This window comes from Burkholderia arboris (genome assembly GCF_038723655.1).
GTDB lineage: Bacteria > Pseudomonadota > Gammaproteobacteria > Burkholderiales > Burkholderiaceae > Burkholderia > Burkholderia arboris.
The window spans coordinates 25,190-48,500 of record NZ_CP109821.1 but is presented as its reverse complement, the minus strand read 5'-3'; the positions used below and the strand labels follow the sequence as shown (position 1 = coordinate 48,500).

At 64.8% G+C, this 23,311-nt stretch carries 20 protein-coding genes, 1 tRNA gene and 1 rRNA gene; 12 read left to right on the top strand and 10 right to left on the bottom strand.

The annotated features are described in order from the left end of the window. The first annotated feature begins 9 nt into the window (after positions 1-9). The 4 genes from OHZ10_RS00205 to OHZ10_RS00190 all read left to right on the top strand — a co-directional run bounded on the left by OHZ10_RS00205 (position 10) and on the right by OHZ10_RS00190 (position 7,458). A complete protein-coding gene (locus OHZ10_RS00205; protein WP_034188218.1) occupies positions 10-687 on the top strand; it encodes a response regulator in 678 nt (225 codons plus the stop codon). A gap of 281 nt (positions 688-968) precedes the next feature. After that, positions 969-2,099 carry a porin gene (locus OHZ10_RS00200; protein WP_059232838.1) on the top strand — a complete coding sequence of 377 codons (1,131 nt, stop codon included), beginning with the start codon at positions 969-971 and terminating at the stop codon, positions 2,097-2,099. Between the two features lie 314 nt (positions 2,100-2,413). Next, a complete protein-coding gene (locus OHZ10_RS00195; protein ID WP_174994588.1) occupies positions 2,414-4,432 on the top strand; it encodes a site-specific DNA-methyltransferase in 2,019 nt (672 codons plus the stop codon). After that, complete coding sequence (locus OHZ10_RS00190; protein WP_174994589.1) at positions 4,432-7,458, top strand: type III restriction-modification system endonuclease; 3,027 nt, start codon at positions 4,432-4,434, stop codon at positions 7,456-7,458. Before OHZ10_RS00195 ends, OHZ10_RS00190 begins: the two co-directional genes overlap by 1 nt. A gap of 256 nt (positions 7,459-7,714) precedes the next feature. On the opposite strand, the gene OHZ10_RS00185 is transcribed toward OHZ10_RS00190, so the two are convergent. From OHZ10_RS00185 to egtB, 5 genes are all read right to left on the bottom strand, one after another. Further along, complete coding sequence (locus OHZ10_RS00185) at positions 7,715-8,077, bottom strand: hypothetical protein (RefSeq protein ID WP_342703305.1); 363 nt, start codon at positions 8,075-8,077, stop codon at positions 7,715-7,717. Between the two features lie 187 nt (positions 8,078-8,264). Continuing rightward, a complete protein-coding gene (locus OHZ10_RS00180; RefSeq protein WP_174994591.1) occupies positions 8,265-8,519 on the bottom strand; it encodes a hypothetical protein in 255 nt (84 codons plus the stop codon). Between the two features lie 37 nt (positions 8,520-8,556). After that, a complete protein-coding gene (locus tag OHZ10_RS00175; protein ID WP_340623666.1) occupies positions 8,557-8,862 on the bottom strand; it encodes a hypothetical protein in 306 nt (101 codons plus the stop codon). Positions 8,863-9,154: 292 nt separating this feature from the next. Continuing rightward, a complete protein-coding gene (gene egtD, locus OHZ10_RS00170) occupies positions 9,155-10,168 on the bottom strand; it encodes an L-histidine N(alpha)-methyltransferase (RefSeq protein WP_342703304.1) in 1,014 nt (337 codons plus the stop codon). Continuing rightward, on the bottom strand, positions 10,152-11,375 hold the full coding sequence (gene egtB / locus OHZ10_RS00165) for an ergothioneine biosynthesis protein EgtB (protein ID WP_342703302.1): 1,224 nt from the start codon (positions 11,373-11,375) through the stop codon (positions 10,152-10,154). Before egtB ends, egtD begins: the two co-directional genes overlap by 17 nt. A gap of 525 nt (positions 11,376-11,900) precedes the next feature. Between egtB and OHZ10_RS00160 the strand changes: the two genes are divergently transcribed. After that, positions 11,901-12,377, top strand: coding sequence for a carboxymuconolactone decarboxylase family protein (locus OHZ10_RS00160; protein ID WP_174994594.1), 477 nt, complete (start codon positions 11,901-11,903; stop codon positions 12,375-12,377). After that, complete coding sequence (locus OHZ10_RS00155) at positions 12,377-13,258, top strand: sigma-70 family RNA polymerase sigma factor (protein WP_059232846.1); 882 nt, start codon at positions 12,377-12,379, stop codon at positions 13,256-13,258. Before OHZ10_RS00160 ends, OHZ10_RS00155 begins: the two co-directional genes overlap by 1 nt. Positions 13,259-13,343: 85 nt before the next feature. Here OHZ10_RS00155 and OHZ10_RS00150 read toward each other — a convergent pair whose 3' ends face one another. Together OHZ10_RS00150 and OHZ10_RS00145 are read right to left on the bottom strand one after the other, a co-directional pair. Continuing rightward, positions 13,344-13,859 carry a DUF2628 domain-containing protein gene (locus tag OHZ10_RS00150; protein ID WP_342703300.1) on the bottom strand — a complete coding sequence of 172 codons (516 nt, stop codon included), beginning with the start codon at positions 13,857-13,859 and terminating at the stop codon, positions 13,344-13,346. Between the two features lie 311 nt (positions 13,860-14,170). Beyond that, positions 14,171-14,247: transfer RNA gene (locus OHZ10_RS00145), tRNA-Val, on the bottom strand. A 587-nt stretch (positions 14,248-14,834) separates the two neighbouring features. On the opposite strand from OHZ10_RS00145, the gene OHZ10_RS00140 reads away from it, so the two are divergent. Further along, entirely contained in the window at positions 14,835-15,095 is a 261-nt protein-coding gene (locus OHZ10_RS00140) for a hypothetical protein (protein WP_342703299.1), read from the top strand. Here the strand turns inward: OHZ10_RS00140 and OHZ10_RS00135 are convergent. Continuing rightward, positions 15,076-15,525 (bottom strand): hypothetical protein, encoded by a 450-nt coding sequence (locus tag OHZ10_RS00135; protein WP_342703297.1) that lies wholly within the window; start codon positions 15,523-15,525, stop codon positions 15,076-15,078. The two genes, OHZ10_RS00140 and OHZ10_RS00135, sit on opposite strands and share 20 nt — an antisense overlap. Between OHZ10_RS00135 and OHZ10_RS00130 the strand changes: the two genes are divergently transcribed. Continuing rightward, positions 15,518-15,835 (top strand): hypothetical protein, encoded by a 318-nt coding sequence (locus OHZ10_RS00130; protein ID WP_342703296.1) that lies wholly within the window; start codon positions 15,518-15,520, stop codon positions 15,833-15,835. The two genes, OHZ10_RS00135 and OHZ10_RS00130, sit on opposite strands and share 8 nt — an antisense overlap. A gap of 445 nt (positions 15,836-16,280) precedes the next feature. Then, complete coding sequence (locus tag OHZ10_RS00125; RefSeq protein ID WP_342703295.1) at positions 16,281-17,444, top strand: hypothetical protein; 1,164 nt, start codon at positions 16,281-16,283, stop codon at positions 17,442-17,444. 491 nt (positions 17,445-17,935) lie between these two features. Here the strand turns inward: OHZ10_RS00125 and OHZ10_RS00120 are convergent, their stop codons facing one another. Together OHZ10_RS00120 and OHZ10_RS00115 are read right to left on the bottom strand one after the other, a co-directional pair. Continuing rightward, complete coding sequence (locus OHZ10_RS00120; protein ID WP_342703294.1) at positions 17,936-18,694, bottom strand: anti-sigma factor; 759 nt, start codon at positions 18,692-18,694, stop codon at positions 17,936-17,938. Then, positions 18,691-19,212, bottom strand: coding sequence for a sigma-70 family RNA polymerase sigma factor (locus OHZ10_RS00115; RefSeq protein WP_059527789.1), 522 nt, complete (start codon positions 19,210-19,212; stop codon positions 18,691-18,693). The genes OHZ10_RS00120 and OHZ10_RS00115 overlap by 4 nt, the downstream gene beginning before the upstream one ends. Positions 19,213-19,369: 157 nt before the next feature. On the opposite strand from OHZ10_RS00115, the gene OHZ10_RS00110 reads away from it, so the two are divergent. The 3 genes from OHZ10_RS00110 (at position 19,370) to OHZ10_RS00100 (ending at position 23,098) form a co-directional block, all read left to right on the top strand. After that, the gene (locus OHZ10_RS00110; RefSeq protein WP_342703292.1) at positions 19,370-20,458 is read left to right on the top strand and encodes a catalase family peroxidase; all 1,089 of its coding nucleotides are present in this window, start codon (positions 19,370-19,372) and stop codon (positions 20,456-20,458) included. Continuing rightward, complete coding sequence (locus tag OHZ10_RS00105) at positions 20,455-20,988, top strand: cytochrome b (protein WP_342703291.1); 534 nt, start codon at positions 20,455-20,457, stop codon at positions 20,986-20,988. Before OHZ10_RS00110 ends, OHZ10_RS00105 begins: the two co-directional genes overlap by 4 nt. 577 nt (positions 20,989-21,565) lie before the next feature. Further along, positions 21,566-23,098 (top strand): 16S ribosomal RNA (locus OHZ10_RS00100). Positions 23,099-23,311 lie beyond the last annotated feature (213 nt).

Genomic DNA, 23,311 nt, shown 5'->3' with positions numbered 1-23,311 from the left:
AAAGCCGTCATGAAACTCCTGCTGGTCGAAGACAACGCCGAACTCGCGCACTGGATCGTGAACCTGCTGCGCGGCGAGGATTTCGCGGTCGACTGCGTCGGCGACGGCGAACGCGCCGATACCGTGCTGAAGACCGAACGCTACGACGCCGTGCTGCTCGACATGCGGTTGCCCGGCATCAGCGGCAAGGAGGTGCTCGCCCGGCTTCGGCGCCGCAACGATAACGTGCCGGTGCTGATGCTGACCGCGCACGGCTCGGTCGACGACAAGGTCGACTGCTTCGGTGCGGGCGCCGACGACTACGTCGTGAAGCCGTTCGAGTCGCGCGAACTCGTCGCAAGAATCCGCGCGCTGATCCGCCGGCAGGCCGGTGTCGGCACGACGCAGCTCGTGTGCGGCGATCTCGTCTATGCATTCGGCACGCGCGAATTCCGCTGCGGCGAAACGGTGCTGGCGCTGCGGCGCCGCGAGCATGCGATCCTCGAAACGCTGATGTTGCAGCAGAACAAGACGGTATCGAAGGCGCGGCTGATGGACAGCGTGTTCGCGCTCGACGACGAGCCGAGCGCCGACGCGATCGACATCTACATTCACCGGCTGCGCAAGCATCTCGCGGGCAGCACGGCCGAAATCATCACGCTGCGCGGGCTCGGTTACATCCTGCGCATGAAGAGCACGCAGGACTGACGGGCACGTTCCCGTCGCACGGAACGTCGATTCGTAGCACGAAAGGTCGCCCAGGCCAGCCGGATGCCCGCCAGGCCCGCTTTCGCACGCCTGCCCGATCCGTGATTGTTGCGCGTTCGGTGTTTTCACCGATCCGATTCTTGCGTCCGGGAAAGCGTCGTGAAGGATTGCACGCTCTACGATGCTACGCGTCGGCCCTCTCGCTGTGGCCGGCAAGAGTCGGCATACATTACGTACTGCCAACGACCAGATTTCAATGCGGCAGCTCGGAGGAGACGATCTTGAAACGAAAAACCCTTGCCCTTTCCATCGCGGCGGCTGGCCTGTGTGCCGGCACCCAGGCGCATGCGCAATCGAGCGTGCAGCTCTACGGCCTGATGGACCTGAGCTTTCCGACCTACCGGACCCACGCCGACGCGAACGGCAATCACGTGATCGGCATGGGCAACGAAGGCGAGCCGTGGTTCAGCGGCAGCCGCTGGGGCCTGCGCGGTGCAGAAGACATCGGTGGCGGCACGAAGATCATCTTCCGCCTCGAAAGCGAATTCGTGGTCGCGAACGGCCAGATGGAAGACAGCGGCCAGATCTTCGACCGCGACGCGTGGGTGGGTGTCGAGGACGAGCGCTTCGGCAAGCTGACGGCCGGCTTCCAGAACACGATCGCGCGTGACGCGGCCGCGATCTACGGCGACCCGTACGGCTCCGCGAAGCTGTCGACCGAGGAAGGCGGCTGGACCAACTCGAACAACTTCAAGCAGATGATCTTCTACGCGGCCGGCCCGACCGGCACGCGCTACAACAACGGCATCGCGTGGAAGAAGCTGTTCAGCAACGGCATCTTCGCGAGCGCCGGCTACCAGTTCAGCAACTCGACGCAGTTCGCGACCGGCTCCGCGTACCAGGTCGCGCTCGGCTACAACGGCGGCCCGTTCAACGTGTCGGGCTTCTACAACCACGTGAACAACGGCGGCTTCACGAACCAGACGTTCTCGGTCGGCGGCAACTACACGTTCAGCATCGTGCGCCTGAATGCGGGCTACTTCCGCTACAACGGCGACCAGGGTTCGCTCGGCCAGCGCCACGACGATTCGTGGACGGTGTCGATGAAGATCGCGCCGAAGGGCGCGCTCGACTACGAGCTCGGCTACCAGCAGATGCGCGTCAAGAACGCCGCGAACAACGCGGACGGCTTCACGCCGAACGCGAACCTCGGCGCGTTCAGCCTGACCAACGGCGTCGCCAACGGCTTCAAGGAAACGATCTACGGGTCGGTGTTCTATCACCTGAGCAAGCGCACCGAGGTGTATCTGGCCGGCGACTACATGAAGCTGCATGGCGGCTACACGGTGTCGTCGACGTTCGGCGCGAAGAACCAGCTCGAACTGACGTCGGGCATCCGTACGCGCTTCTGACCTTCAGCGGGGCCCTTCGGGCCCCGCCGCACCCTCCATCCGGGATTCTCCATGCGGGCACGCCGGCGCTTGATGCCGACCGTGCCCTTTTTTTCGTCCTGTTCCCGGTGCCGCCGGCGGCACCGTGCGACAACCGGCCCGAAACCGCTTGCGGCCCGTCCGGCGGGCGATCGCGGCCGATGCCCGCACGATCGGCTCACATCCGCGCTTGACCTGCGCCGACCGACTCGATAGCGTTTCGGGTTTGCCCGGGCGGCCATTGCCGCCGGTGCCGTGAGCACGCCCGACGTCCTGGCGCGCGCGGCCGGGCTCCGATGGAAAAGACGATGCAGAAACTCGATGCGGCCAGCCCGCAGGCGATGTCGACGGATTTCACCGCCGACAACGTCGCGCGCCTGAAGGCGCTGTTCCCCGAACTCGTGACCGAAGGCCCGGACGGCGCGTCGGTCGACGTCGACGTGCTGAAGGCGCTGATCGGCGAACGCACGGTCGGCGACGCCGACGAGCGCTACGGCTTCCACTGGCACGGCAAGCGCAGCGCGCGCCAGGCCGCGCTCACGCCGTCGACGGGCACGCTGCGGCCCTGCCCCGACGACAGCGTCGCGTGGGACGACACGCGCCATCTCGTGATCGAGGGCGACAACCTCGACGTGATGAAGCTGCTGCACAAGAGTTACGCAGGCAAGGTGAAGCTCGTCTACATCGACCCGCCGTACAACACCGGCAGCGATTTCGTCTATCCGGACGACTTCAGCGACAGCATCCGCCACTACCTGGCGATGACCGGGCAGACCCAGGGCGGCGTGAAGCGCAGCACCAATACCGAGGCGAACGGCCGGTTCCACACCGACTGGCTGAACATGATGTATCCGCGCCTGAAGCTCGCGCACGCGCTGCTGTCCGACGAAGGGCTGATCGCCGTGCACATCGACGAGCACGAAGTGCATGCGCTCGTGCTGATGCTGCGCGAGATCTTCGGCGAGGAGAACGAGCTCGGCGTGGCCGTGTGGGACAAGCGCAACCCGAAGGGCGATGCGCGCGGCGTCGCGTACCAGCACGAATCGCTGGTGCTGTTCGCGCGCAACGCCGAGACGCTGCTCGAACAGGCGCCGCTCAAGCGCCCGAAGCGCAATGCCCAGCGCATGCTCGACGCCGCGCACGACGCGGTGTACCGCAGCGGCAACGCAAAGGACGCGCAGAAGGCCTACCGCGCGTGGATGAAGGCGCAGACCAACCTGTCCGGCGGCGAGGTGATGTACGACCGGCTGTCGGAAGAAGGCCGCGTGTACCGCCTCGTGTCGATGGCCTGGCCGAACAAGAAGAAGGCGCCGGAAGAATATTTCACGCCGCTGATCCACCCGGTCACCGGCAAGCCGTGCGCGATGCCGGCGCGCGGCTGGCGCAACCCGCCCGCGACGATGCAGGCGCTGATCGAGCGCGGCCAGATCGAATTCGGCGCGGATGAAAGCACGCAGCCGCAGCGGATCTACTATCTCGACGAGAACATGTACGAGAACGTGCCGTCGGTGCTGCCGTTCGCCGGCTCCGACGACGCGCTGCTGAAGACGCTCGGCATCCCGTTCGACCTGCCGAAGCCGGTCGACTTCGCGGCGGCCGTGATCGGCTGGTGCACGCGCGGCGACGACATCGTGCTCGACTGCTTCGCGGGCTCCGGCTCGACCGGCCACGCGGTGATGCAGGTGAACGCGACCGACGGCGGCGCGCGCCGCTACATCCTCGTGCAGTTGCCCGAAGCGCTCGATCGCCGCGACAAGACGCAACTGGCGGCCGCCGACTTCTGCGCGAAGCTGAAAAAGCCGCTGACGCTCGCCGAAATCACCAAGGAACGCCTGCGCCGCACCGCGCAGCAGGTCGCGCGCGACTATCCGGAAAGCTATGGCGACCTCGGCTTCCGCGTGTACCGGCTCGACACGACCAACGTGATCGAGTGGGATCCCCGCCGCGACGATTTCGACCACGCGCTGTTCGCGTCCGTCGAACACGTGAAGACCGGCCGCACCGAGGACGACCTGCTCGCCGAGCTGACGCTGAAGCTCGGCCTCGACCTGTGCACGCCGGTCGAGCATCACCAGGTGGCGGGCAAGACCGTGCACCTGATCGGCCGCTCGATCGTCGCGTGCTTCGATGCGCGCATCGCGCGCGACGACGCGGGCCCGCTCGCCGACGGCATCGTCGACCTGCTCGACGCGACCGGCGCCACGCGCGACGTCACGTGCCTGTTCCGCGACAGCGGCTTCGTCGACGACGTCGCGAAGCTCAATCTCGCCGCGCTGCTCGAACAGCACGGCGTGAAGCGCGTGCGGAGCCTGTGATGCGGCTGCATTTCGAAGCGGATCTCGACTACCAGCGCGAGGCGATCGACGCCGTCTGCGACCTGTTTCGCGGGCAGGAATCGTATCGCGGCGACTTCAGCGTGCTCGCGAACGCCGCGCCCGGCACGACGGCCGCCGCGCAAGGCTCGCTCGGCTTCGCGGTGTCGGAACAGGGCGTCGGCAACCGGCTGTCGCTGACCGACGACGCGCTCGCGCGCAATCTCGCCGACGTGCAGCTGCGCGGCGGGCTGCCGCCGTCCGGCCAGCCCGGCTCGCGCGACTTCACCGTCGAGATGGAGACCGGCACCGGCAAGACCTACGTGTACCTGCGCACGATCTTCGAGCTGAACCGCCGCTACGGCTTCACGAAGTTCGTGATCGTCGTGCCGTCGATCGCGATCAAGGAAGGCGTGCACAAGACGCTGTCCATCACCGAGGATCATTTCCGCGCGCTGTACGCGGGCGTGCCGTACGACTACTTCCTGTACGACTCCGCGAAGCTCGGCCAGGTGCGCCACTTCGCGGCGAGCGCGGCGATCCAGGTCATGGTGATGACGGTGGCCGCGATCAACAAGAAGGAAATCAACAACCTCTACAAGGACAGCGAGAAGACCGGCGGCGAGAAGCCGATCGACCTGATCCGCGCGACGCGGCCGATCGTGATCGTCGACGAGCCGCAAAGTGTCGACGGCGGCCTCGAAGGCCGCGGCCGCGAAGCGCTCGCCGCGATGGCGCCGCTCTGCACGCTGCGCTATTCGGCCACGCACGTCGACCGTCACCACATGGTGTACCGGCTCGACGCGGTCGACGCGTACGAGCGCAAGCTCGTCAAGCAGATCGAGATTGCGTCGGCGATCGTCGAGGATGCGCACAACAAGCCGTACCTGCGGCTTGTCGGCGTGTCGAACCGGCGCGGCGCGATCAGCGCGCGCGTCGAGCTGGATGTCGCGACGACGGCCGGCGTGAAGCGCCAGATCGTGACGGCCACCGACGGCGACGATCTCGAACGCCTGACCAGGCGCGCGCTGTATGCGGGGCTGCGGATCGGCGAAGTGCATGCGGTGAAGGGCGCCGAGTACGTCGAGCTGCGCCATCCGGAGGGCGAGGCATTCCTGTCGCTCGGCGAGGCGTTCGGCGACATCGACACGCTCGCCGTGCAGCGCGAGATGATCCGCCGCACGATCCGCGAGCATCTCGACAAGGAGCTGCGCCTCGCGGAGCGAGGCGTGAAGGTGCTGTCGCTGTTCTTCGTCGATTCGGTCGAACGCTATCGCCGCTACGATGAGAACGGCATGCCCGTGAAGGGCGACTACGCGCTGATCTTCGAAGAGGAATATGCGCGCGCGGCGCGCGTGCCGGCCTACCGTGCGCTGTTCGACGGCGTCGACGTCGCGCTCGAAGTCGGGCGCGCACACAACGGCTACTTCTCGATCGACCGCAAGGGCGGCTGGACCGACACGAGCGAAAGCAGCGCGGCGGCGCGCGAGAACGCGGAGCGTGCGTACGGCCTGATCATGCGCGAGAAGGAAGCGCTGCTGTCGTTCGACACGCCGCTGAAGTTCATCTTCTCGCACTCGGCGCTGAAGGAAGGCTGGGACAACCCGAACGTGTTCCAGATCTGCACGCTGCGCGACATCCAGACCGAGCGCGAGCGCCGCCAGACGCTCGGCCGCGGGCTGCGCCTCGCCGTCGACCAGGACGGCGAACGCGTGCGCGACGCCGGCGTGAACACGCTCACCGTGATCGCGACCGAGCGCTACGAGTCGTTCGCGGAGAACCTGCAGAAGGAAATCGAGGCCGATACGGGCATCCGTTTCGGCATCGTCGAGGAACACCAGTTCGCGGCGCTGCCCGTGCAGGAAGGCGACGGGCCCGCGCATGCGCTCGGCATCGAGCTGTCGTGCGTGCTGTGGAATCACCTGCACGAGCAGGGCTACGTCGACGCGCAAGGCAAGGTGCTCGACCGGCTGAAGGATGCGCTGCGCCAGAGCGCGCTGGTGCTGCCCGATGCGTTCGAGATGCTGCGCGCGCCGATCGTCGCGACGCTGCGCAAGCTGTCGGGCCGCTTCGCGGTGCGCAACGCCGACGAGCGCCGCGCGATCGCGTTGCGGCGCGATGCGTCGGGCAAGGCCGTCGTGTTCGGCGACGAGTTCCGCGCGCTGTGGGACCGGATCCGCCATCGCACCGTGTATCGCGTCGAGTTCGACAACGCGAAGCTCGTGCGCGACTGCACGGCCGCGCTGCACGACGCGCCGGACATCGCGCGTGCGCGGCTGCAGTGGCGCAAGGCCGAGATCGACATCGGCAAGGCCGGCATCGAGGCGATCGAGGTGGCCGGCGCCGGCACCGTGCTGATCGACGAAGGCGAGCTGCCGCTGCCCGACCTGCTCACCGAGCTGCAGGACCGCACGCAGCTCACGCGCCGTTCGCTTGCGACGATCCTGGCCGACAGCGGCCGGCTCGACGATTTCCGCGTGAATCCGCAGCAGTTCATCACGGTCGCGGCCGATGCGATCAACCGCTGCAAGCGCCACGCGCTGGTCGCGGGCATCGCGTACCGCAAGCTCGGCGAGCGCCACGTGCATGCGCTCGAATCGTTCGAGAGCGAAGCGCTGACCGGTTACCTGCGCAACCTGCGGCCCGACGCGCAGAAGTCGATTCACGAAGCGGTGGTGTGCGAGACGGACGCGGAGCGTGTATTCGCCGATGCGCTCGAAGCGCACGACGGCGTGAAGCTGTACGCGAAGCTGCCCGCGTGGTTCCGCGTGCAGACGCCGCTCGGCAGCTATCATCCGGACTGGGCCGTACTTGCGGAACAAGACGGCGGCGAGCGGCTGTATTTCGTCGTCGATACGCCGAATACGGACGGCCCCGTGCCGAGCGAACACGAGCGCGCGAAGCTCGCGTGCGGCGAAGCGCATTTCCGTGCGCTGGTCGATGGCGACGGCGCGGCGCGCTTCGTGCGCGTGCGCCAGGCCGACGCGTTGTTCGAGCCTGCGGTGCCGCTGGCGAGCGCCGGGCGGTAAGACGAAGGGGCGGCGATGAGCCGCCCTTTTTTTAACGTTGATCGGGCCTGCCAGACACCGTCGCGGCGCGCTCTTCACGCGCCGATTTCTCGTCTGTCGTCCACGCGAAAGCTAACCGTATTCTTGCCTGAACGCAGCGCGGTTACGGCTGGTTGCAAATCGGGTCGGCACGACGTTTCCGCGCGGCAGCCGCGTTGCGTTTCCGCCATGAAAAAAGGGCGCCGAAGCGCCCTTTCATCGCATGCGTACGCCGTGCTTACAGCGTGCGGCCGAATGCGTTGTGATGCGAATGATGCGTGGACGTCGACGCATGCGCGGTATGGCCATGCGCATGCCCGTGCGTGTGACCGCGGCCCGGCTGCACGCCGGCGCGATCGGCGATCGTGTCCGAGCGGTCGGCCGCGCGCGACAGGCCCTTGTCGCGGTCGCCCGCGTGCATGCCGTTCGAGCTGCTCGGCGCCTGGCCACTCATGTGGCCGCCGGACATGCCGCCCGCGTTGCCGCCCGAGCCGCCTGCGCCATGACCGCCGCCGTTGCCGCCGACCGCCGCGTAGGCGGACACCGAGCCGAGCGCGAATAGCGCGGCCATCAGTACGGACAGAGTTCGTTGCTGTTTCATCTTGTGCTCCCTGGAGCGCGTTCGTGTGACTGCATTCTATGAACGCGCAAAATCCGCGCCACACGACGTTGTAAATGATCGTAACGATGCGCGCGCCGCGCATTCGTCGGATCAATCCGGGTCTTGCATGAACGGGGAACGAGGCAGGCGGTGGCGGCGCCGCAGCGCCGCCCCGGTGATGAAGTGCTTACTGCGCCGGCTGCATGCCCTGCACGGCGGCCTTGTGCTGCGCGGCCTGCTCCTGCGCCTGCTTCTTCGCCATGTGGTGGCCGACGATACAGCCGCCGACCGCGCCGACGACCGCGTGGTGCCCCGCGTAGTGGCCGGCGACCCCGCCGACCACCGCACCCTTCATGCAGCCCGCCGCGTGCGCGCTGCCGATCGTTGCGAGCGCAACGACAGCGGCGGCGGCGCACAGCCTGATGTGTCGAATGGGCATCATGTTGTCACGCTCCTCTTGTGGTGATCAGTCGGGCCGCTTAGTCCCAGCGGCCGCCGCGCCAGCCGCCGCGGTCGCGCCACTCGTGCTCGCGCCATTCACGGCGGCGCCACTCGTGTTCGCGCCATTCGCGCTGACGCCAGCCATCGCCGCGCCAGCCGTCTTCGCGATAGCCGACCGGCGCGTACATGACGGGCGGCGGCGGCGCGACGTAGACCGGTGCGGGCGCCGCGTAGACGCCCGGCACGCCGATGCCGACCGACAGGTCGACGTGGGCCGATGCGACGCCCGAAGCTGCCAGCGCCGCTACACCGAGAACTGCACCGAGAATAAGTTTCTTGCTCATCTCGCGACTCCCTGCACGTGTCGTGCGTCATGTGAATACGGTTCGGAGTCTAGGCACCGGACACAGACACAGGTGAAACGGGTATGCGAGACAGGTAACGGACGTTTACGGATGCCCGCAAAGCCTTGCGGGACAAGGGAGAGGCCGTACTCGAACACCGTTGCGGCGGCGCTTCGAGCCGGTCAGAAAGGAAATTCCGGCACGAAACCGGGCGATTCGATCGGGCTCGCCGGCATGCGCGGAAAGTGAACCGCCCGCGCCGTGCGGCACGAGCGGTTCGCAACAGCAGGCGTTACGCGCGGATATCGTCGACGCTGCGCAGCCAATGCAGGCTGAACAGGTTGTCCGCGTCGGTCCACACGGTATCGGGCTCGAATCCAGCACGGCGCGCGATCGCGTGGAAGCCGTCGATCGTGAACTTGTGCGAGTTCTCCGTGTGGATGCGCTCGCCGGCTTCGAAGCGGAATGCGTGGCCGCGCACATGCACCGTTTGCGCGATGTCGCTGACGAGATGCATTTCGATGCGCTGCCGCTCGCGATCGTAGAACGCGCAATGCGAGAACGCATCGACGTCGAAATCCGCGCCAAGCTCCGCGTTCGCACGCACCAGCAGGTTCAGGTTGAACTGCGCGGTGACGCCCTGCGCATCGTTGTACGCGTCGTGCAGCGTGCGCTCGTCCTTCACGAGATCGGCGCCCACCAGCAGGCCGCCGCCGCGCAGCAGCCGCGCGGCATCGCGCAGGAACGCGTCGGCTTCTTCCGGCGAGAAGTTGCCGATCGTCGAGCCGGGAAAGAAGCCGATCCGCCGCCTCGGCGTCTCGGTCAGCTCGGCCAGCTGCTCGGCCTTCGTGTAGTCGGCCGCGAGCGGCGCGACGTCGAGCCACGGATAGGCCGATCGCAGCCGCGCGGCCGCGCCGTGCAGGTAATCGGCCGAGATGTCGACCGGCACGTAGCGTGCCGGCGCGTTCGCATAGTTGCCCGCGAACGCGTCGAGCAGCACGCGGATCTTCTCGAGCGAGCCGGCGCCGAATTCGACGATGTCCGCATGCGGGCCGACGCGCCGCACGATCTCGGCCGCGCGATCGCGCAGGATGCCGAGCTCGGTGCGCGTCGGATAGTACTCGGGCAGTTCGCAGATGCGATCGAACAGCGCGGAGCCGGCCGTATCGTAGAAGTATTTCGGCGAAATGCTGCGCGGCGTGCGCGACAGTCCGTCGATCAGGTCGCGCTCGAACGCGCTCGGCCGCGAATCGCGGGCGGGTTGCTGGCCACCGCTCGTGGCCGTCTGGTCAGACGTCTCGCGCAAGTCGCACCCCCGTGAATTGCCAGCGTGCCGCCGGCGGAAAGAAATTGCGGTACGTCGGCCGTTCGTGCCCCGGCGGCGTCGCGATGCTGCTGCCGCGCAGGACCTGCTGGCCGACCATGAACTTGCCGTTGTATTCGGCCGCGACGCCCGCGAGCGGCCGAAAGCCCGGATACGGCTCGTAGGACGAACGCGTCCACTGCCATACGTGCCCGAGCATCTGCTGGATGCCTTCGGCAGGGAACGCGGTTTCCCATTCGAATTCGGTCGGCAGCCGCGCGCCGGCCCATTCCGCATACGCGGCCGCTTCGTAGAAGCTCACGTGGCACACCGGTGCATCGGGCGCGAGCGGTTCGACGCCGTGCAGGCCGAACGTGCGCCGCACGCGCGAGGCGGCCGCATCGTCGTCGTCGGGCATCCAGTACGCGGGCCCTTGCCACCCTTCCCGCTGCACCGTGGCCCAGCCGTCCGACAGCCAGAACTCGGGGCGCACATAGCCGCCGTCGGCGACGAATGCCGCGAATTCCGCATTCGTCACGAGACGGTTCGCGATCTCGTACGGCCGCACGAGTGCCGTGTGGCGCGGCCGTTCGTTGTCGAACGAGAACGCGTCGCCGTCGTGGCCGATCTCGACGAGCCCGCCCGGCTGATGCAGCCAGCGCTGCGCGCCGGCGTCACCCGCGGCCATTGCGTCGCCGTCCATCCCGTTGCGCGGCCGGAACGCCGGCTTCAGCGGATTGCACGAGAACGCATGCAGCATGTCGGTGACGATCAGTTCCTGGTGCTGCTGCTCGTGGTGCAGGCCGAGCACGACCTCGGGCGCGATCGCATCGAGCAGCGCCGCATCGGCGCCGGCCAGCGCGCGCAGCATCGCGTCGTCGACGTATTGCCGGTACGCATGCACCTCGTCGAGCGACGGGCGCGTGAGCAGCCCGCGCTGCGGCCGCGGATGGCGCGGGCCGAGCGCTTCGTAATAGGAATTGAAGAGGAACTGGAACGCGTCGTCGAACGGCGCGTAGCCGGGCACGCGGCGCATCAGCACGACGGTTTCGAAGAACCAGGTCGTATGCGCGAGATGCCATTTCGTCGGACTCGCGTCGGGCATCGACTGCACGGCCTGGTCTTCGGCGGACAGCGTCGCGGTCAACGCGACGCTATGGGTGCGCACGTCCTGGTAACGGCGCTGAAGCTGTGATGCAAGGAGGCTCATCGGTTTACCGTCCACGTCGCGATTCGCTGCGTTGCGTTGCCGGAAAAGGGAAAGCCTTGCGCGTGATGCGCGCGGCTGACGTGCGACCTGCTGCTGCGTCGACGGGCAGCCGGCGCGCGCGCCGGGCCGCAGATGCGGCGTCACTTCATCTGCCCGTGCAGAACAGTATGGGCCAGAAATGTGAATGCTGCGAATCGGGATGCCGGCGAAACACGATCGAAAGAAAAATGAAAGTGTCGGTTTCGCATGTGTCGGAGGCGTGACGACGCGGGGATGGCTGTCCGGGCGGGCTTTGCCGCGTGCCGGCCTGCGCGGGTGGCTACTGACGGCCCATGACAGCCGCGCGGCGCGCGAGTTTGTCTGATGAACGCTGTCGTGCGCGGTCATCGGCATGGTGTCGAACCGCTCCGCCCTTCACTTGCGATCCGCATCCACACGCGCTTCAAGAATTTTTTGTGCCGATGTCACACATGCGGGGGGCTCGCTCGTCATATCACCGGAACCCACACGAAAGGAGAAGGAACCATGACTGCGAAACTCAATCCGTTTGCCGCCGCCCCCGCACTGATGAAGAGCTGGATGACCGTGTCGGTCGCCGCTGCCGGGAGCCTCGAGCCGACGCTGATCGAGCTGGTCAAGATCCGCGCATCGCAGATCAACGCGTGCGCGAACTGCATTAACATGCACACCGCCGAGGCGCGCGAGCAAGGCGAGACCGAGCAGCGCATCTACCTGCTCGCCGCGTGGCGCGAAGCGCCCTGCTACACCGACCGCGAACGCGCGGCGCTCGGCTGGACCGAGGCGCTCACGCGGCTGTCGGAAGGCCACGCGGCGCACGAAGCGGCCTACTCGGCGCTGAACGACCATTTCAGCCAGGAGGAACAGGTGAAACTCACGCTGATGATCAACGTGATCAATGGCTGGAACCGGCTCGCCGTCGGCTTCGGGCTGTGGATCGAGCCGGCCGACGCGAAGGCCGCCGCCGCGAAGATGGTGGCCTGATGACGAACCTCGACCCGGCCAAGGGCAGCGCCGAAGCACGGGCCGACGCGGCGGCGAGCTTCGACCCGCTGCGTCGCACGCTGATCCGCGTCGCATACCGGATGCTCGGTTCCGTCGCGGATGCCGAGGACATGGTGCAGGACGCGTTCATCCGCTGGATGGACGTCGACCGTACCGAGGTGCGCGTGCCCGAGGCGTTCCTGCGCCGCATGGTGATGCGCATGTGCCTCGATCAGCTGAAGTCCGCGCGGCATCAGCGCGAGACCTATATCGGCCCGTGGCTGCCCGAGCCGGTCGTCGAGGAAGATGAACAGGAAGACGTCACGCTGCCGCTGCTGCTCGCGCTCGAACGGCTCTCGCCGCTCGAACGCGCGGCGTTCCTGCTGCACGACGTGTTCGGCCTCGAGTTCGACGAAGTGGCCACGACGATCCAGCGCGATGCGGCCGCGTGTCGGCAGCTCGCCGCGCGGGCACGTATGCACGTGCGCGAGGCGCGGCCGCGGTTTCATGTCGAGAAGCAGCGCGGGATCGAACTGGCCGAGGCGTTCTTCGCGGCGTCACGCAGCGGCGACATGCGCACGCTCGGCGCGATGCTCGCCGAGGACGTGAGCCTGCATTCCGATGGCGGCGGCAAGCGCACGGCGGCCGGCAAGCCGGTGTTCGGCTTCGAACCGGTGATGAAGGTGCACGAGTACCTGGCCGGGCTGTTCGCGACGCATGCGTCGAAACTCGTGCGGGCCGGGTTCATCAACGGGCTGCCGGGGTTCGTCACGCTGGAAGCGGACGGCGAGCTGCAGACCACTGCGCTCGAGATCGACGACGGGAAGATCGTCGCGATCTATGTCGTGCGGAATCCTGACAAGTTGAAGCATCTGCATTGAGTGCGGCATGCCGTGCGCCAGCACGGCGTGGCCGCCCTCCACTCGCGCCTTCCTGCTTTCGCCGCCCTGCTTTGCCGGTCGCCGGTTACTGCATCGCGACGATAACGTTGCGCATGAAGATCATCAGGAAGCCGAGCACCGGCGTGGCGACCGCGAAGCCCGTCGCCGCCAGCCAGTTCGTGCCACCCTGCGCCTCCAGCAACGCGAGAAACGACTCGCGGGAGGTCGCGTTCGGGCGCAGCTTCTCGATCCTGCGTTCGACGTGCGTCTTGTAGATGCCGTTCCCGTACCAGCCGAGCGACACCGCGATCCCGATCGTGACCGGGTCGAGCGTGCTCGATTCGAGGTATCTCGGGAAGTACAGCAGCTCGACCAGCGTGATACCGAGCGTGACGCCCAACACGGCGGCCGCCTGCCAGTACATGCATCGATAGGCCATCCAGACCGGGCCCAGGAAGCACGCGGCCCAGTTCCACGACTGCCGGCTCTTGCGCGATTCGGCGATTGCCCATTTCCGTTCGAACCAGCCGGCGTTCTTGCCGACGTATGCGGTGACTTCGTCGTTGCTCGCGGACGATGCGGCGGTCGTGACCTCGGACATGGTCGTGTGCTCTCGGTTGCGCGGCGCGCGCGTTGTTGTTTTGATGCGGTGGAAATCGGGCGACGCGAGGTGCAGCCGCTTCGACATGCACACGATTCTACTCGCCGCGCAATGGCGGTTGTATGGCGGGTCGGGATGTCGGTGACGATGCGAGGCCGGGCCGTGTGTCGCGCAACGCATCGGGGCACCCTGCGCTGTTTCGGACCGGAAAAGAAAAACGCCACGCGATGTTGCCGCGTGGCGTTTGTATGTTTGGCGAGCCGCATTGCCTGTAGGCAAGTTGTGCTGCCGGACCCCTTCATTTTGTTCGTTGGTAGGCTCGATTGGATTCGAACCAACGACCCCCACCATGTCAAGGTGGTGCTCTAACCAACTGAGCTACGAGCCTAAGAAGCCGCGAATTATAGAGAGGGTTTTGGAGGAGCACAAGCCCCTTCGTGAAAATTTTTTGAATCGGCACGTGCGGACGCTGACGATCGATGGTGCCTGGCGATGCCGGACACGTTGCCTTCACCGCTTCACATCACAGCAAAACGTGTCGAGGTGGGGTGATGTTATCCACATTGCCCTCTGGATAACCGTCCGGCAAGCCTCTGGATTCACAGTGGAACGATTGAGGATATGTCGGCGAGTCTGTGAATCGACGAAAAGTTGTTCTGTGCTGCGCGGAGCTGTTCACGTGCCACACCCATGGTTATGCATCCCGCTTCGTGTTGAAAATTCAGTGCGTTACGGAGGTTATCCACTGTGGGGCACAGCGCTTGTTAACTATCACTACGTATATATACGAACCCTGTTAACACCTTTGGATAAGCACAGTCCGTCGACTGTGATCCGTGCAGGATATGCACGGCGTGCGGCGAACAGAGGAACGAATCGGGAAGCTGTGAAGCGCGTGGGTGATGCGTGAGCCGTCATGTCTGTAGAATCGCCGGCATCCAGGATGCAAAGGCCCGGTGGACCGGCTCACGGCACATGACCGATTCTTCGTTGACCCAACTCGACGCGCTCGATATCGACACAGTCGTGTACCGGATGCAGCAACATCCGGGCGACATCGTGTTCGAGCAACGCGTGTCGATCCCGGAAGCCGACGTTCTGTATTGCCGCTACAAGGGCGAGCGGTTCAACGTGAAGTTCGATCTCGACTATGGGGTGTCTGTTGATCGTGTCGGCAAGCTGTCCGGCGAGGACGTCGCAGAGATCGTTAGATGGCTCACGAAGGAGGCAGGGTGATCACAGCGGATGACACTGGACGAAGCGCGCGATGAATGCACCTGTCGATGAGATGCTGGTGACGGACGTTGCCGGCCACGTTGCCGTTGTTGTGACCGACGTCTCGGCTGCCGCAGATGGGCTGATCCGGTTGGGCTTTGCTCGGCATTCCGATCGCTGGGAACGTGCGATCGCAGACGATGACGACCGCTAGGCGCTCGTAGCTGCGCTCATCGACCTCGATGCACTGTTCTCGGCGGGCCGCGACTGGAGCCCGCAGGCGCTCGTCGAGTATTACCGCGAGATCGGCGTGGTTCGAAGCGGGTACCGTACGGTTGCATGGCGCGGGCCGGCGCAATACGTCATCGAACGGCATGACTGAATCACGCGAGCCGCGGCAAGCGCCGCAGACCAGCATGAATCCGTGATGCGTGGAGAGCACGATGAGCAAGCTGAGTTTCGGCACGATCGAACGATATTCCGTCCAGCTCAATACCGCGACGGTGCTCGGCCTGAAGCTCTCCCATGAGGATTTTGCGAAGGCCGGGCAGGGTCTGCCCAACGTCGAGATCTGCATCGAGGACAGAAGGGCATCGATGGCGGACCCGGAGCCCGACGACGCCGTCTTCACCGACGCATTCCCGGTTAAGCTGATTCCACGCATGCGCGGACTGGGCAACGCGAACCGGCTTGGGAAGTCGATCGAATACGCCATCTCGCCGGAAACGGGTGACGTCCTCGGGGTATTCGGGATGAAATGACTCGATAGCCGATATCGTTCGATACGCGCGCAGCATCCGCCTGGCATGTGAATAACGGATCCGCAAACAGCGGTGAACGGAGGAGGATGCGTCGGTGGGCATCTGCGTGGAACGCCGAGTCCTCGCAAACCATCGATGCAAAAGGCGTGCGATTGTGGACAACCACTCCGCAGCACACTCGAAACGCTGTGCAAACCACGGGTGAGCGAGATCGGAATGGCGGGAATGGTGTGCGGCAGTCGCGTGTGGACATCCCGCTCTCATCCGACTCGAAATGCTGTGCAGTCGAGCGGTGGGGGGGCGCGTCTTCGGCGACATGCGCGGTGGTTCCGATACCGGGCTGCGACATGCCGATCCGGGAGGGCTGCACCGGTCTGCTGATACGATGGCAGCTCGAGAGGCCGGTTCATAGCCAGATAACACCAATCAAAGAGGCGGGAAGACCATGCACGGATTGCTTGCGCGAATGCGGGGCGCGACGAAATTGCCGTTCCTGAGCGCGAAGCGCAAGCCGTTTTCAATGCGGTTGTCGACGCTGCTTCTGGCGGCCACGATCGGCACCGGTGCGCAGGCGGTCACGAACGACCCCAGAATCATCGTCGGCCCTTACTATCCCTGGGTGCAGTTCGATGCACATCGCTCGTTGGAGCTTGCGCCGATCCTGATTCCACGCACCAACTTCTCCGAGCGTGCCGAGTGGCGCTTTGTCGATGACGCGCGCCACATTTCGACGTTTTTTCCCGACGAAAGCGACTTGCAGTACACCACCTTTCGGACGGACGATCCTGAGACGATCGTATTGCTCGGCGGGGTGTTCCGTAGTCGCCGATGTAATGGCGAGTGGTCCGGCAACATTCCCTGTCCGCTGGTCAATGTGTTTCTTTCGCAGGATGGCGGCCGGCACTTTCTCAAGCGCGGCGTGATACTGCCGCCGATCAAATACTCGGTAGGTAACTGGTCTCCGGGGCCGCGTCTTCCGATTCCTGTCATCCTCGTCCGGCATGGCGTTCTCTATCTGATCGTGAGCAATGACGACGCTAGGCCGCGTGTGCTCGGTGACGACTATCCGGGAAACATTGGCGTACCTGTGAAGTGGGGCGACCGGATGGGACTCCGCTATACCTGGCCGGAGGATTACCTTCCGCTTTGGGACTGGCGGATGTGGTCCGAGAGACCCCACCCCTGGAAGGCGCAGCCCGCGTACGTTTACGCGGTCGAATTGCCGCAAGCGGAGGCGGCGCCGGCCGATGAGGTGCCGCTGTCGGAACACCCGACGCGTGTCGAACAGGTCTGTAGCTGGCGGCGCATGAAGGCCAGATCGTCCGGGTTGCCGCCGTTGAACGCAGTGGCGGTGGTCGGGAGCCGGCTGGATGCGTTCGGCGAGCTGCCTGCTTTCGAGATGCCCATGAAGGCACCTTATTCGACGCTCGCGTTGATCCGGGCGTCTTATAGCGAAGACAACCGCGCCCGGCTGTTGCAGGACATGCAGGCCGATTATCCGGACTGGGTGGCCTCGCAACAGCCGGTTGCGCGACTGTTTCCGGAGATGCGGGCACCGCAGGGCAATACGGCGAAGGTGAACGATTCCGACATTCAGTGCGTGCCATGAGTGTCGACATCAGCCGTCTGGATCGAGGACGCGACGATGTGTGGGGCGCACTTCGAACGGTGCAGGAACGCACCGGCCATCGTGATGAAAATGCTGCTGTGTGCAGGGGCGGCTGGTCGTTTGCGTAAGCGGATTCGCGTGCATGCGCCAGTCCGATTGTTGTTCGAGCGCGGTCGGCATGGCGGCTTGTGGATATCCGGCTCCCGAACGACTCGCATCGCTGTGCCCGACCACGGTGAGCGATTCGGGCGATGGCAGCGCGTGGCGACCGTCGTGATCGATGTGGATATCTCGTTCCGAGGCGACTGGAAACCCTGTGATTTCAAGGGTGAGGGCGCAGAGCCCGTTCCGGTGTGGACAACCGTTCAGAGAAGTCAGTCGAAACGCTGTGCAGGCGAATGGTGAGCGTGAGCGCGCCCAACCAGCAAAGCCGCATCCTTCCGGGCACTGGCGGCTACCATCGACCGCCAGCCGGGCGCGCATCGTACCACTCAAGTCTGCTGATCGAGCGCCTGCGCGACTGCCTTCTCCCCAAGACTCCCGGCCGGCCCGACCACGGCATAGTTGAGCCCGTTCACCGATCCATACCGCGCCAGCAACGCGCCATCCACGCGTTGCCCGGCCGGCAGCAGCCGATGTTCCGATTCCGCGGGACGGAGATAGAAGCTCAGCGTCCGCCCGGCCTCGTCTTCATAGAGCACCATCGCAGCCGTGGCCCCGCTGTCCGTCGTGAACAGCCGCCCGCCAACCGGCCTGAACCCCGCCGCGCTCAAATCCGGCAGCCTCGCCGAGGCGCCCACGCGTTTGGTGAGCCACCCCTGCAGATCGCCCGCACCGGTCGGCCGGTAATCGACCTTGGCCGTCTGATCGACCACCATCATCCGGTAAGCCTGGATTGCATCGCTCATCGGCGCGATGGGCGGCGCGGCGTTCCAGCCGCGCGCCTGCCACCCGCCCAGCGTCCCCAGCCCGACGCAGAACACGAACGAAGCCGCGACCGCGAACCGCATCCGCGAGCGTTCCGCCCGCCGGCCGCGAATCGCCGCCGGATCCAGCGCGGGGTTATCGGCCGGCATCCGCACGCTCTCCAGCGCGGCCCGCAACCGCTGCGCATCCTGCTGCCATTGCTTCACCTGTTCGGCGCGCTCCGGATGCAGCGCGAGATAGCGCTCGACTGCGGTGCGCGCCGCGTCGTCGAGCTGGCCGTCGACGTAGGCCTGAAGGTCGTGTTCGTTCGGAGGCGTGTTCATTTCTTCATCAACCGGAGAGAAGGAGCAGGAAGCTCGCCGTCGCTGAGCTGGCGCAGCGCCTGTCGCGCGCGGGAGAGCCGCGACATCACGGTGCCGATCGGCACCTCGAGCAGGTCGGCGACTTCCTGATAGGTGAAGCCCTCGACGGCGACGAGCAGCAGCAGGCTGCGTTGCTCGTCGGAGAGCCGGCCGAACGCTTCGAGCGTCGCGCGCGCCGTGAATTCGCGTTCGGCGGACGGCCAGTGCGCTTCGTCGTCGTCGCGGATCCGGCCGAGCAGCCAGTTGTAGCGCTTCGCGCTGCGCTTCCCGTCGAGAAACTGCCGGTACAGGATCGTGAAGAGCCAGCTGCGCAGCGACGCGTCGTCGCGACGGCTCGTCCAGCGCGACAGCGCGCGCTCGAGCGTCGACTGGACGAGATCGTCGGCCGCGTGGACGTCGCGCGCCAGCCAGAGGGCGAAGCGTCGCAGCCTGGGGATGAGTTCGCGCAGTGCGTCGTCGTCGAGGGCGGTGGAGGGCATGGCCGGGCCGGTTGCCGAATGGGTCGAGATGCCGCGTAGGACGCCGGGCGGCGCCGATTATTCCCTCCAGCATACGAAAAAAATTTCCGTGGAATAAAGCGGCGCGGGTGGCGTCCTACGCGCGTTCGACAATGATCTGACGATCGGGAGCGCATTCATGAAGCAATCTTCCTCTTCTTCGCCGCAGCGCGAGCCTGGGCGCGGGTGGTGGCGCTGGGCCGTGATCGGCGGCGCGGTGGCCGGCGTGGCCGTCGCGTTCGGCTACGCGGGCGGCTGGCTTGCGCCGGCGCGTCTGACCCCGCAGCGGCTCGTCGACGCGCTGCAGACCAACAGCGGCATCCATCCCGGCTTCCGGCGCAATCACGCGAAGGGCGTGTGCGTGACCGGTTATTTCGAAGGCAACGGCGCCGCGAGCGCGTATTCGGTCGCGCCGTTCTTCAAGGCGGTACGCACGCCGGTGGTCGGGCGCTTCGCGTTGCCGGGCGGGAATCCGTATGCGCCCGACAGCAGCGTGCCGATCCGCAGTCTTGCGCTGGAGCTCACCGCGCCGGACGGCGAGCAATGGCGGACCGGGATGAACGCGATGCCGGTGTTTCCGGTGGCGACGCCGCAGGCGTTCTACCAGCAGACGCTCGCGACCCGGCCCGATCCGAAGTCGGGCAAGCCCGATCCGGCGAAGGTGAAGGCGTTTTTCGGCGCGCATCCGGAGGCGGCCGCGTTCCTGCAATGGGTGAAGGGTGCGAAGCCGAGCGCGAGCTACGTCACCGAAAGCTATTACGGGTTGAACGCGTTCTACTTCGTCGACGCGGCCGGCACGCGCCAGGCGGTGCGGTGGCGCGTCGTGCCGGAGCAGACGGCCGGCGCCGGCGACATCGCGACGGCCGGGGATCCGAACGTGCTTCAGCAGGACGTGACGCAGCGCATCGCGGCCGGTGCGCAGAAGTGGAAGCTGCTGGTCACGCTGGCGGAGCCCGGCGACCCGGTGGACGACGCGACGAAAATCTGGCCCGCGCAGCGCACGACGATCGATGCGGGCACGCTGGTGCTCGACCGCGTGGAGGCGCAGGACAGCGGGCCGTGCCGTGACGTGAATTACGACCCGACGGTGCTGCCGCAGGGGATTCAGGTGTCGGGCGATCCGTTGCTGGCGGCGCGGTCGGCGGCGTATGCGGATTCGTATCTGCGACGCACGAGCGAAGAGGCCGGAGTGGCCGGCGTGGCGCGATTGAGTGGGGAGGGGCGATGATGAAAGCTTCGACGACGTTTAGCTTGCCGGCGCGGGTGCTGCACTGGGTGATGGCGGCGATGATCCTCGCGATGCTGTTCATCGGGGTGGGGATGGTGGCGTCCGTTTCCGGGCGGCACGAGATCCTGGTGGCGATTCACAAGCCGCTGGGCGTGGCCGTGCTGGTGCTCGTGTGCATGCGGATCGTGGTGCGGGTGCTGTCGAAGCCGCCGGCGCTGCCCGAGGATCTGCCGTGGTGGCAGAAGGTGGCCGCGCACGGGTCGCATCTCGTGCTGTATGCGCTGATGGTGGCGATGCCGCTGATCGGGTGGGCGATGCTGTCGGCGGGCGGCTATCCGGTGACGCTGGGCGGTGGCGTGCAGCTGCCGGCGATCGTTTCGGCTGATCCGGTCACGTTCGCCCGGCTCAGGGTTGCGCATCGCGTGCTGGCCTATCTGTTCTTCCTGACGTTCCTCGCGCACTTTGCGGCGGCGCTGTATCACGGGCTGATTCGGCGGGACGGCGTGGTGAGGGCGATGGTGGGGCGGTGATCGACGCAAGATTGCGTTCGCGGCGGCGGGGGCTGTTCACGGGTGACCGAGGCGGCTTCCGCCGTGCCGCCTATATATGAGCACCGAGGGAGGCTCAGCGGCCCCCGGCACGGCATGTCAAAAATATTTCACAAAGGGGGTTGCGGAGATGGAGGCAGGTGCTTAGAATCACGCCTCTTTCGCGCTAACGGAAACGCAGCGCGGGGGAAAGAAGGGAAGCGGTGCTGTTGAAGTTGGTTTTAACAACTTCAGTGCACACGAAATTAAACCGCAGTCGTCGCAACGAAGTAGTTAAAAAAGTTGTTGACGAGTTTTAAAAAACGGTTGATAATCTCGCTTCTCTGCTGCTGAAAACGCAGCGCTGCTGAGAAGCACGAAGTTCCTCGCAGAATGCTCTTTAAAAATTAACAGCCGATAAGTGTGGGCGCTTGATGGAAGCGAGCTGATCCTCGGATCAGATAGCGAAAGTATCAAGAGTCTCACACTAAAGTAAGTCAGGTTTATGAAGTGATTCATATTCCTGTCAGCTTTGAGTGAGCGACCGGTTCTTAACTGAACCGAAAACAGTAACAGGTTTAAACTGAAGAGTTTGATCCTGGCTCAGATTGAACGCTGGCGGCATGCCTTACACATGCAAGTCGAACGGCAGCACGGGTGCTTGCACCTGGTGGCGAGTGGCGAACGGGTGAGTAATACATCGGAACATGTCCTGTAGTGGGGGATAGCCCGGCGAAAGCCGGATTAATACCGCATACGATCTACGGATGAAAGCGGGGGACCTTCGGGCCTCGCGCTATAGGGTTGGCCGATGGCTGATTAGCTAGTTGGTGGGGTAAAGGCCTACCAAGGCGACGATCAGTAGCTGGTCTGAGAGGACGACCAGCCACACTGGGACTGAGACACGGCCCAGACTCCTACGGGAGGCAGCAGTGGGGAATTTTGGACAATGGGCGAAAGCCTGATCCAGCAATGCCGCGTGTGTGAAGAAGGCCTTCGGGTTGTAAAGCACTTTTGTCCGGAAAGAAATCCTTGGCCCTAATACGGTCGGGGGATGACGGTACCGGAAGAATAAGCACCGGCTAACTACGTGCCAGCAGCCGCGGTAATACGTAGGGTGCGAGCGTTAATCGGAATTACTGGGCGTAAAGCGTGCGCAGGCGGTTTGCTAAGACCGATGTGAAATCCCCGGGCTCAACCTGGGAACTGCATTGGTGACTGGCAGGCTAGAGTATGGCAGAGGGGGGTAGAATTCCACGTGTAGCAGTGAAATGCGTAGAGATGTGGAGGAATACCGATGGCGAAGGCAGCCCCCTGGGCCAATACTGACGCTCATGCACGAAAGCGTGGGGAGCAAACAGGATTAGATACCCTGGTAGTCCACGCCCTAAACGATGTCAACTAGTTGTTGGGGATTCATTTCCTTAGTAACGTAGCTAACGCGTGAAGTTGACCGCCTGGGGAGTACGGTCGCAAGATTAAAACTCAAAGGAATTGACGGGGACCCGCACAAGCGGTGGATGATGTGGATTAATTCGATGCAACGCGAAAAACCTTACCTACCCTTGACATGGTCGGAATCCTGCTGAGAGGTGGGAGTGCTCGAAAGAGAACCGGCGCACAGGTGCTGCATGGCTGTCGTCAGCTCGTGTCGTGAGATGTTGGGTTAAGTCCCGCAACGAGCGCAACCCTTGTCCTTAGTTGCTACGCAAGAGCACTCTAAGGAGACTGCCGGTGACAAACCGGAGGAAGGTGGGGATGACGTCAAGTCCTCATGGCCCTTATGGGTAGGGCTTCACACGTCATACAATGGTCGGAACAGAGGGTTGCCAACCCGCGAGGGGGAGCTAATCCCAGAAAACCGATCGTAGTCCGGATTGCACTCTGCAACTCGAGTGCATGAAGCTGGAATCGCTAGTAATCGCGGATCAGCATGCCGCGGTGAATACGTTCCCGGGTCTTGTACACACCGCCCGTCACACCATGGGAGTGGGTTTTACCAGAAGTGGCTAGTCTAACCGCAAGGAGGACGGTCACCACGGTAGGATTCATGACTGGGGTGAAGTCGTAACAAGGTAGCCGTATCGGAAGGTGCGGCTGGATCACCTCCTTTCTAGAGCTTCTCGCAAAGTTGAGCGCTCACGCTTATCGGCTGTTGATTAAGACAGACTAGCTGTCTGCGGTTAAACCGGTTAAAATGCCGGCCGCATTCAATAATCTTCAATGACAAACATTCGAATGAAGTTTGGTTCGAGTTTTTCTCATTGGCGATTGAGCCAGTCAGAGGATATCAACAGATATCGGCTGTCGTTCTTTAACAATCTGG

Bases quoted from the DNA above. Each gene is read 5' to 3' on its own strand.
- OHZ10_RS00205 (WP_034188218.1), top strand. From the start codon at position 10: ATGAAACTCCTGCTGGTCGAAGACAACGCCGAACTCGCGCACTGGATC.
- OHZ10_RS00195 (WP_174994588.1), top strand. From the start codon at position 2,414: ATGGAAAAGACGATGCAGAAACTCGATGCGGCCAGCCCGCAGGCGATG.
- OHZ10_RS00190 (WP_174994589.1), top strand. From the start codon at position 4,432: ATGCGGCTGCATTTCGAAGCGGATCTCGACTACCAGCGCGAGGCGATC.
- OHZ10_RS00185 (WP_342703305.1), bottom strand. From the start codon at position 8,077: ATGAAACAGCAACGAACTCTGTCCGTACTGATGGCCGCGCTATTCGCG.
- OHZ10_RS00180 (WP_174994591.1), bottom strand. From the start codon at position 8,519: ATGATGCCCATTCGACACATCAGGCTGTGCGCCGCCGCCGCTGTCGTT.
- OHZ10_RS00175 (WP_340623666.1), bottom strand. From the start codon at position 8,862: ATGAGCAAGAAACTTATTCTCGGTGCAGTTCTCGGTGTAGCGGCGCTG.
- egtB (WP_342703302.1), bottom strand. From the start codon at position 11,375: ATGAGCCTCCTTGCATCACAGCTTCAGCGCCGTTACCAGGACGTGCGC.
- OHZ10_RS00160 (WP_174994594.1), top strand. From the start codon at position 11,901: ATGACTGCGAAACTCAATCCGTTTGCCGCCGCCCCCGCACTGATGAAG.
- OHZ10_RS00155 (WP_059232846.1), top strand. From the start codon at position 12,377: ATGACGAACCTCGACCCGGCCAAGGGCAGCGCCGAAGCACGGGCCGAC.
- OHZ10_RS00150 (WP_342703300.1), bottom strand. From the start codon at position 13,859: ATGTCCGAGGTCACGACCGCCGCATCGTCCGCGAGCAACGACGAAGTC.
- OHZ10_RS00140 (WP_342703299.1), top strand. From the start codon at position 14,835: ATGACCGATTCTTCGTTGACCCAACTCGACGCGCTCGATATCGACACA.
- OHZ10_RS00130 (WP_342703296.1), top strand. From the start codon at position 15,518: ATGAGCAAGCTGAGTTTCGGCACGATCGAACGATATTCCGTCCAGCTC.
- OHZ10_RS00125 (WP_342703295.1), top strand. From the start codon at position 16,281: ATGCACGGATTGCTTGCGCGAATGCGGGGCGCGACGAAATTGCCGTTC.
- OHZ10_RS00120 (WP_342703294.1), bottom strand. From the start codon at position 18,694: ATGAACACGCCTCCGAACGAACACGACCTTCAGGCCTACGTCGACGGC.
- OHZ10_RS00115 (WP_059527789.1), bottom strand. From the start codon at position 19,212: ATGCCCTCCACCGCCCTCGACGACGACGCACTGCGCGAACTCATCCCC.
- OHZ10_RS00110 (WP_342703292.1), top strand. From the start codon at position 19,370: ATGAAGCAATCTTCCTCTTCTTCGCCGCAGCGCGAGCCTGGGCGCGGG.
- OHZ10_RS00105 (WP_342703291.1), top strand. From the start codon at position 20,455: ATGATGAAAGCTTCGACGACGTTTAGCTTGCCGGCGCGGGTGCTGCAC.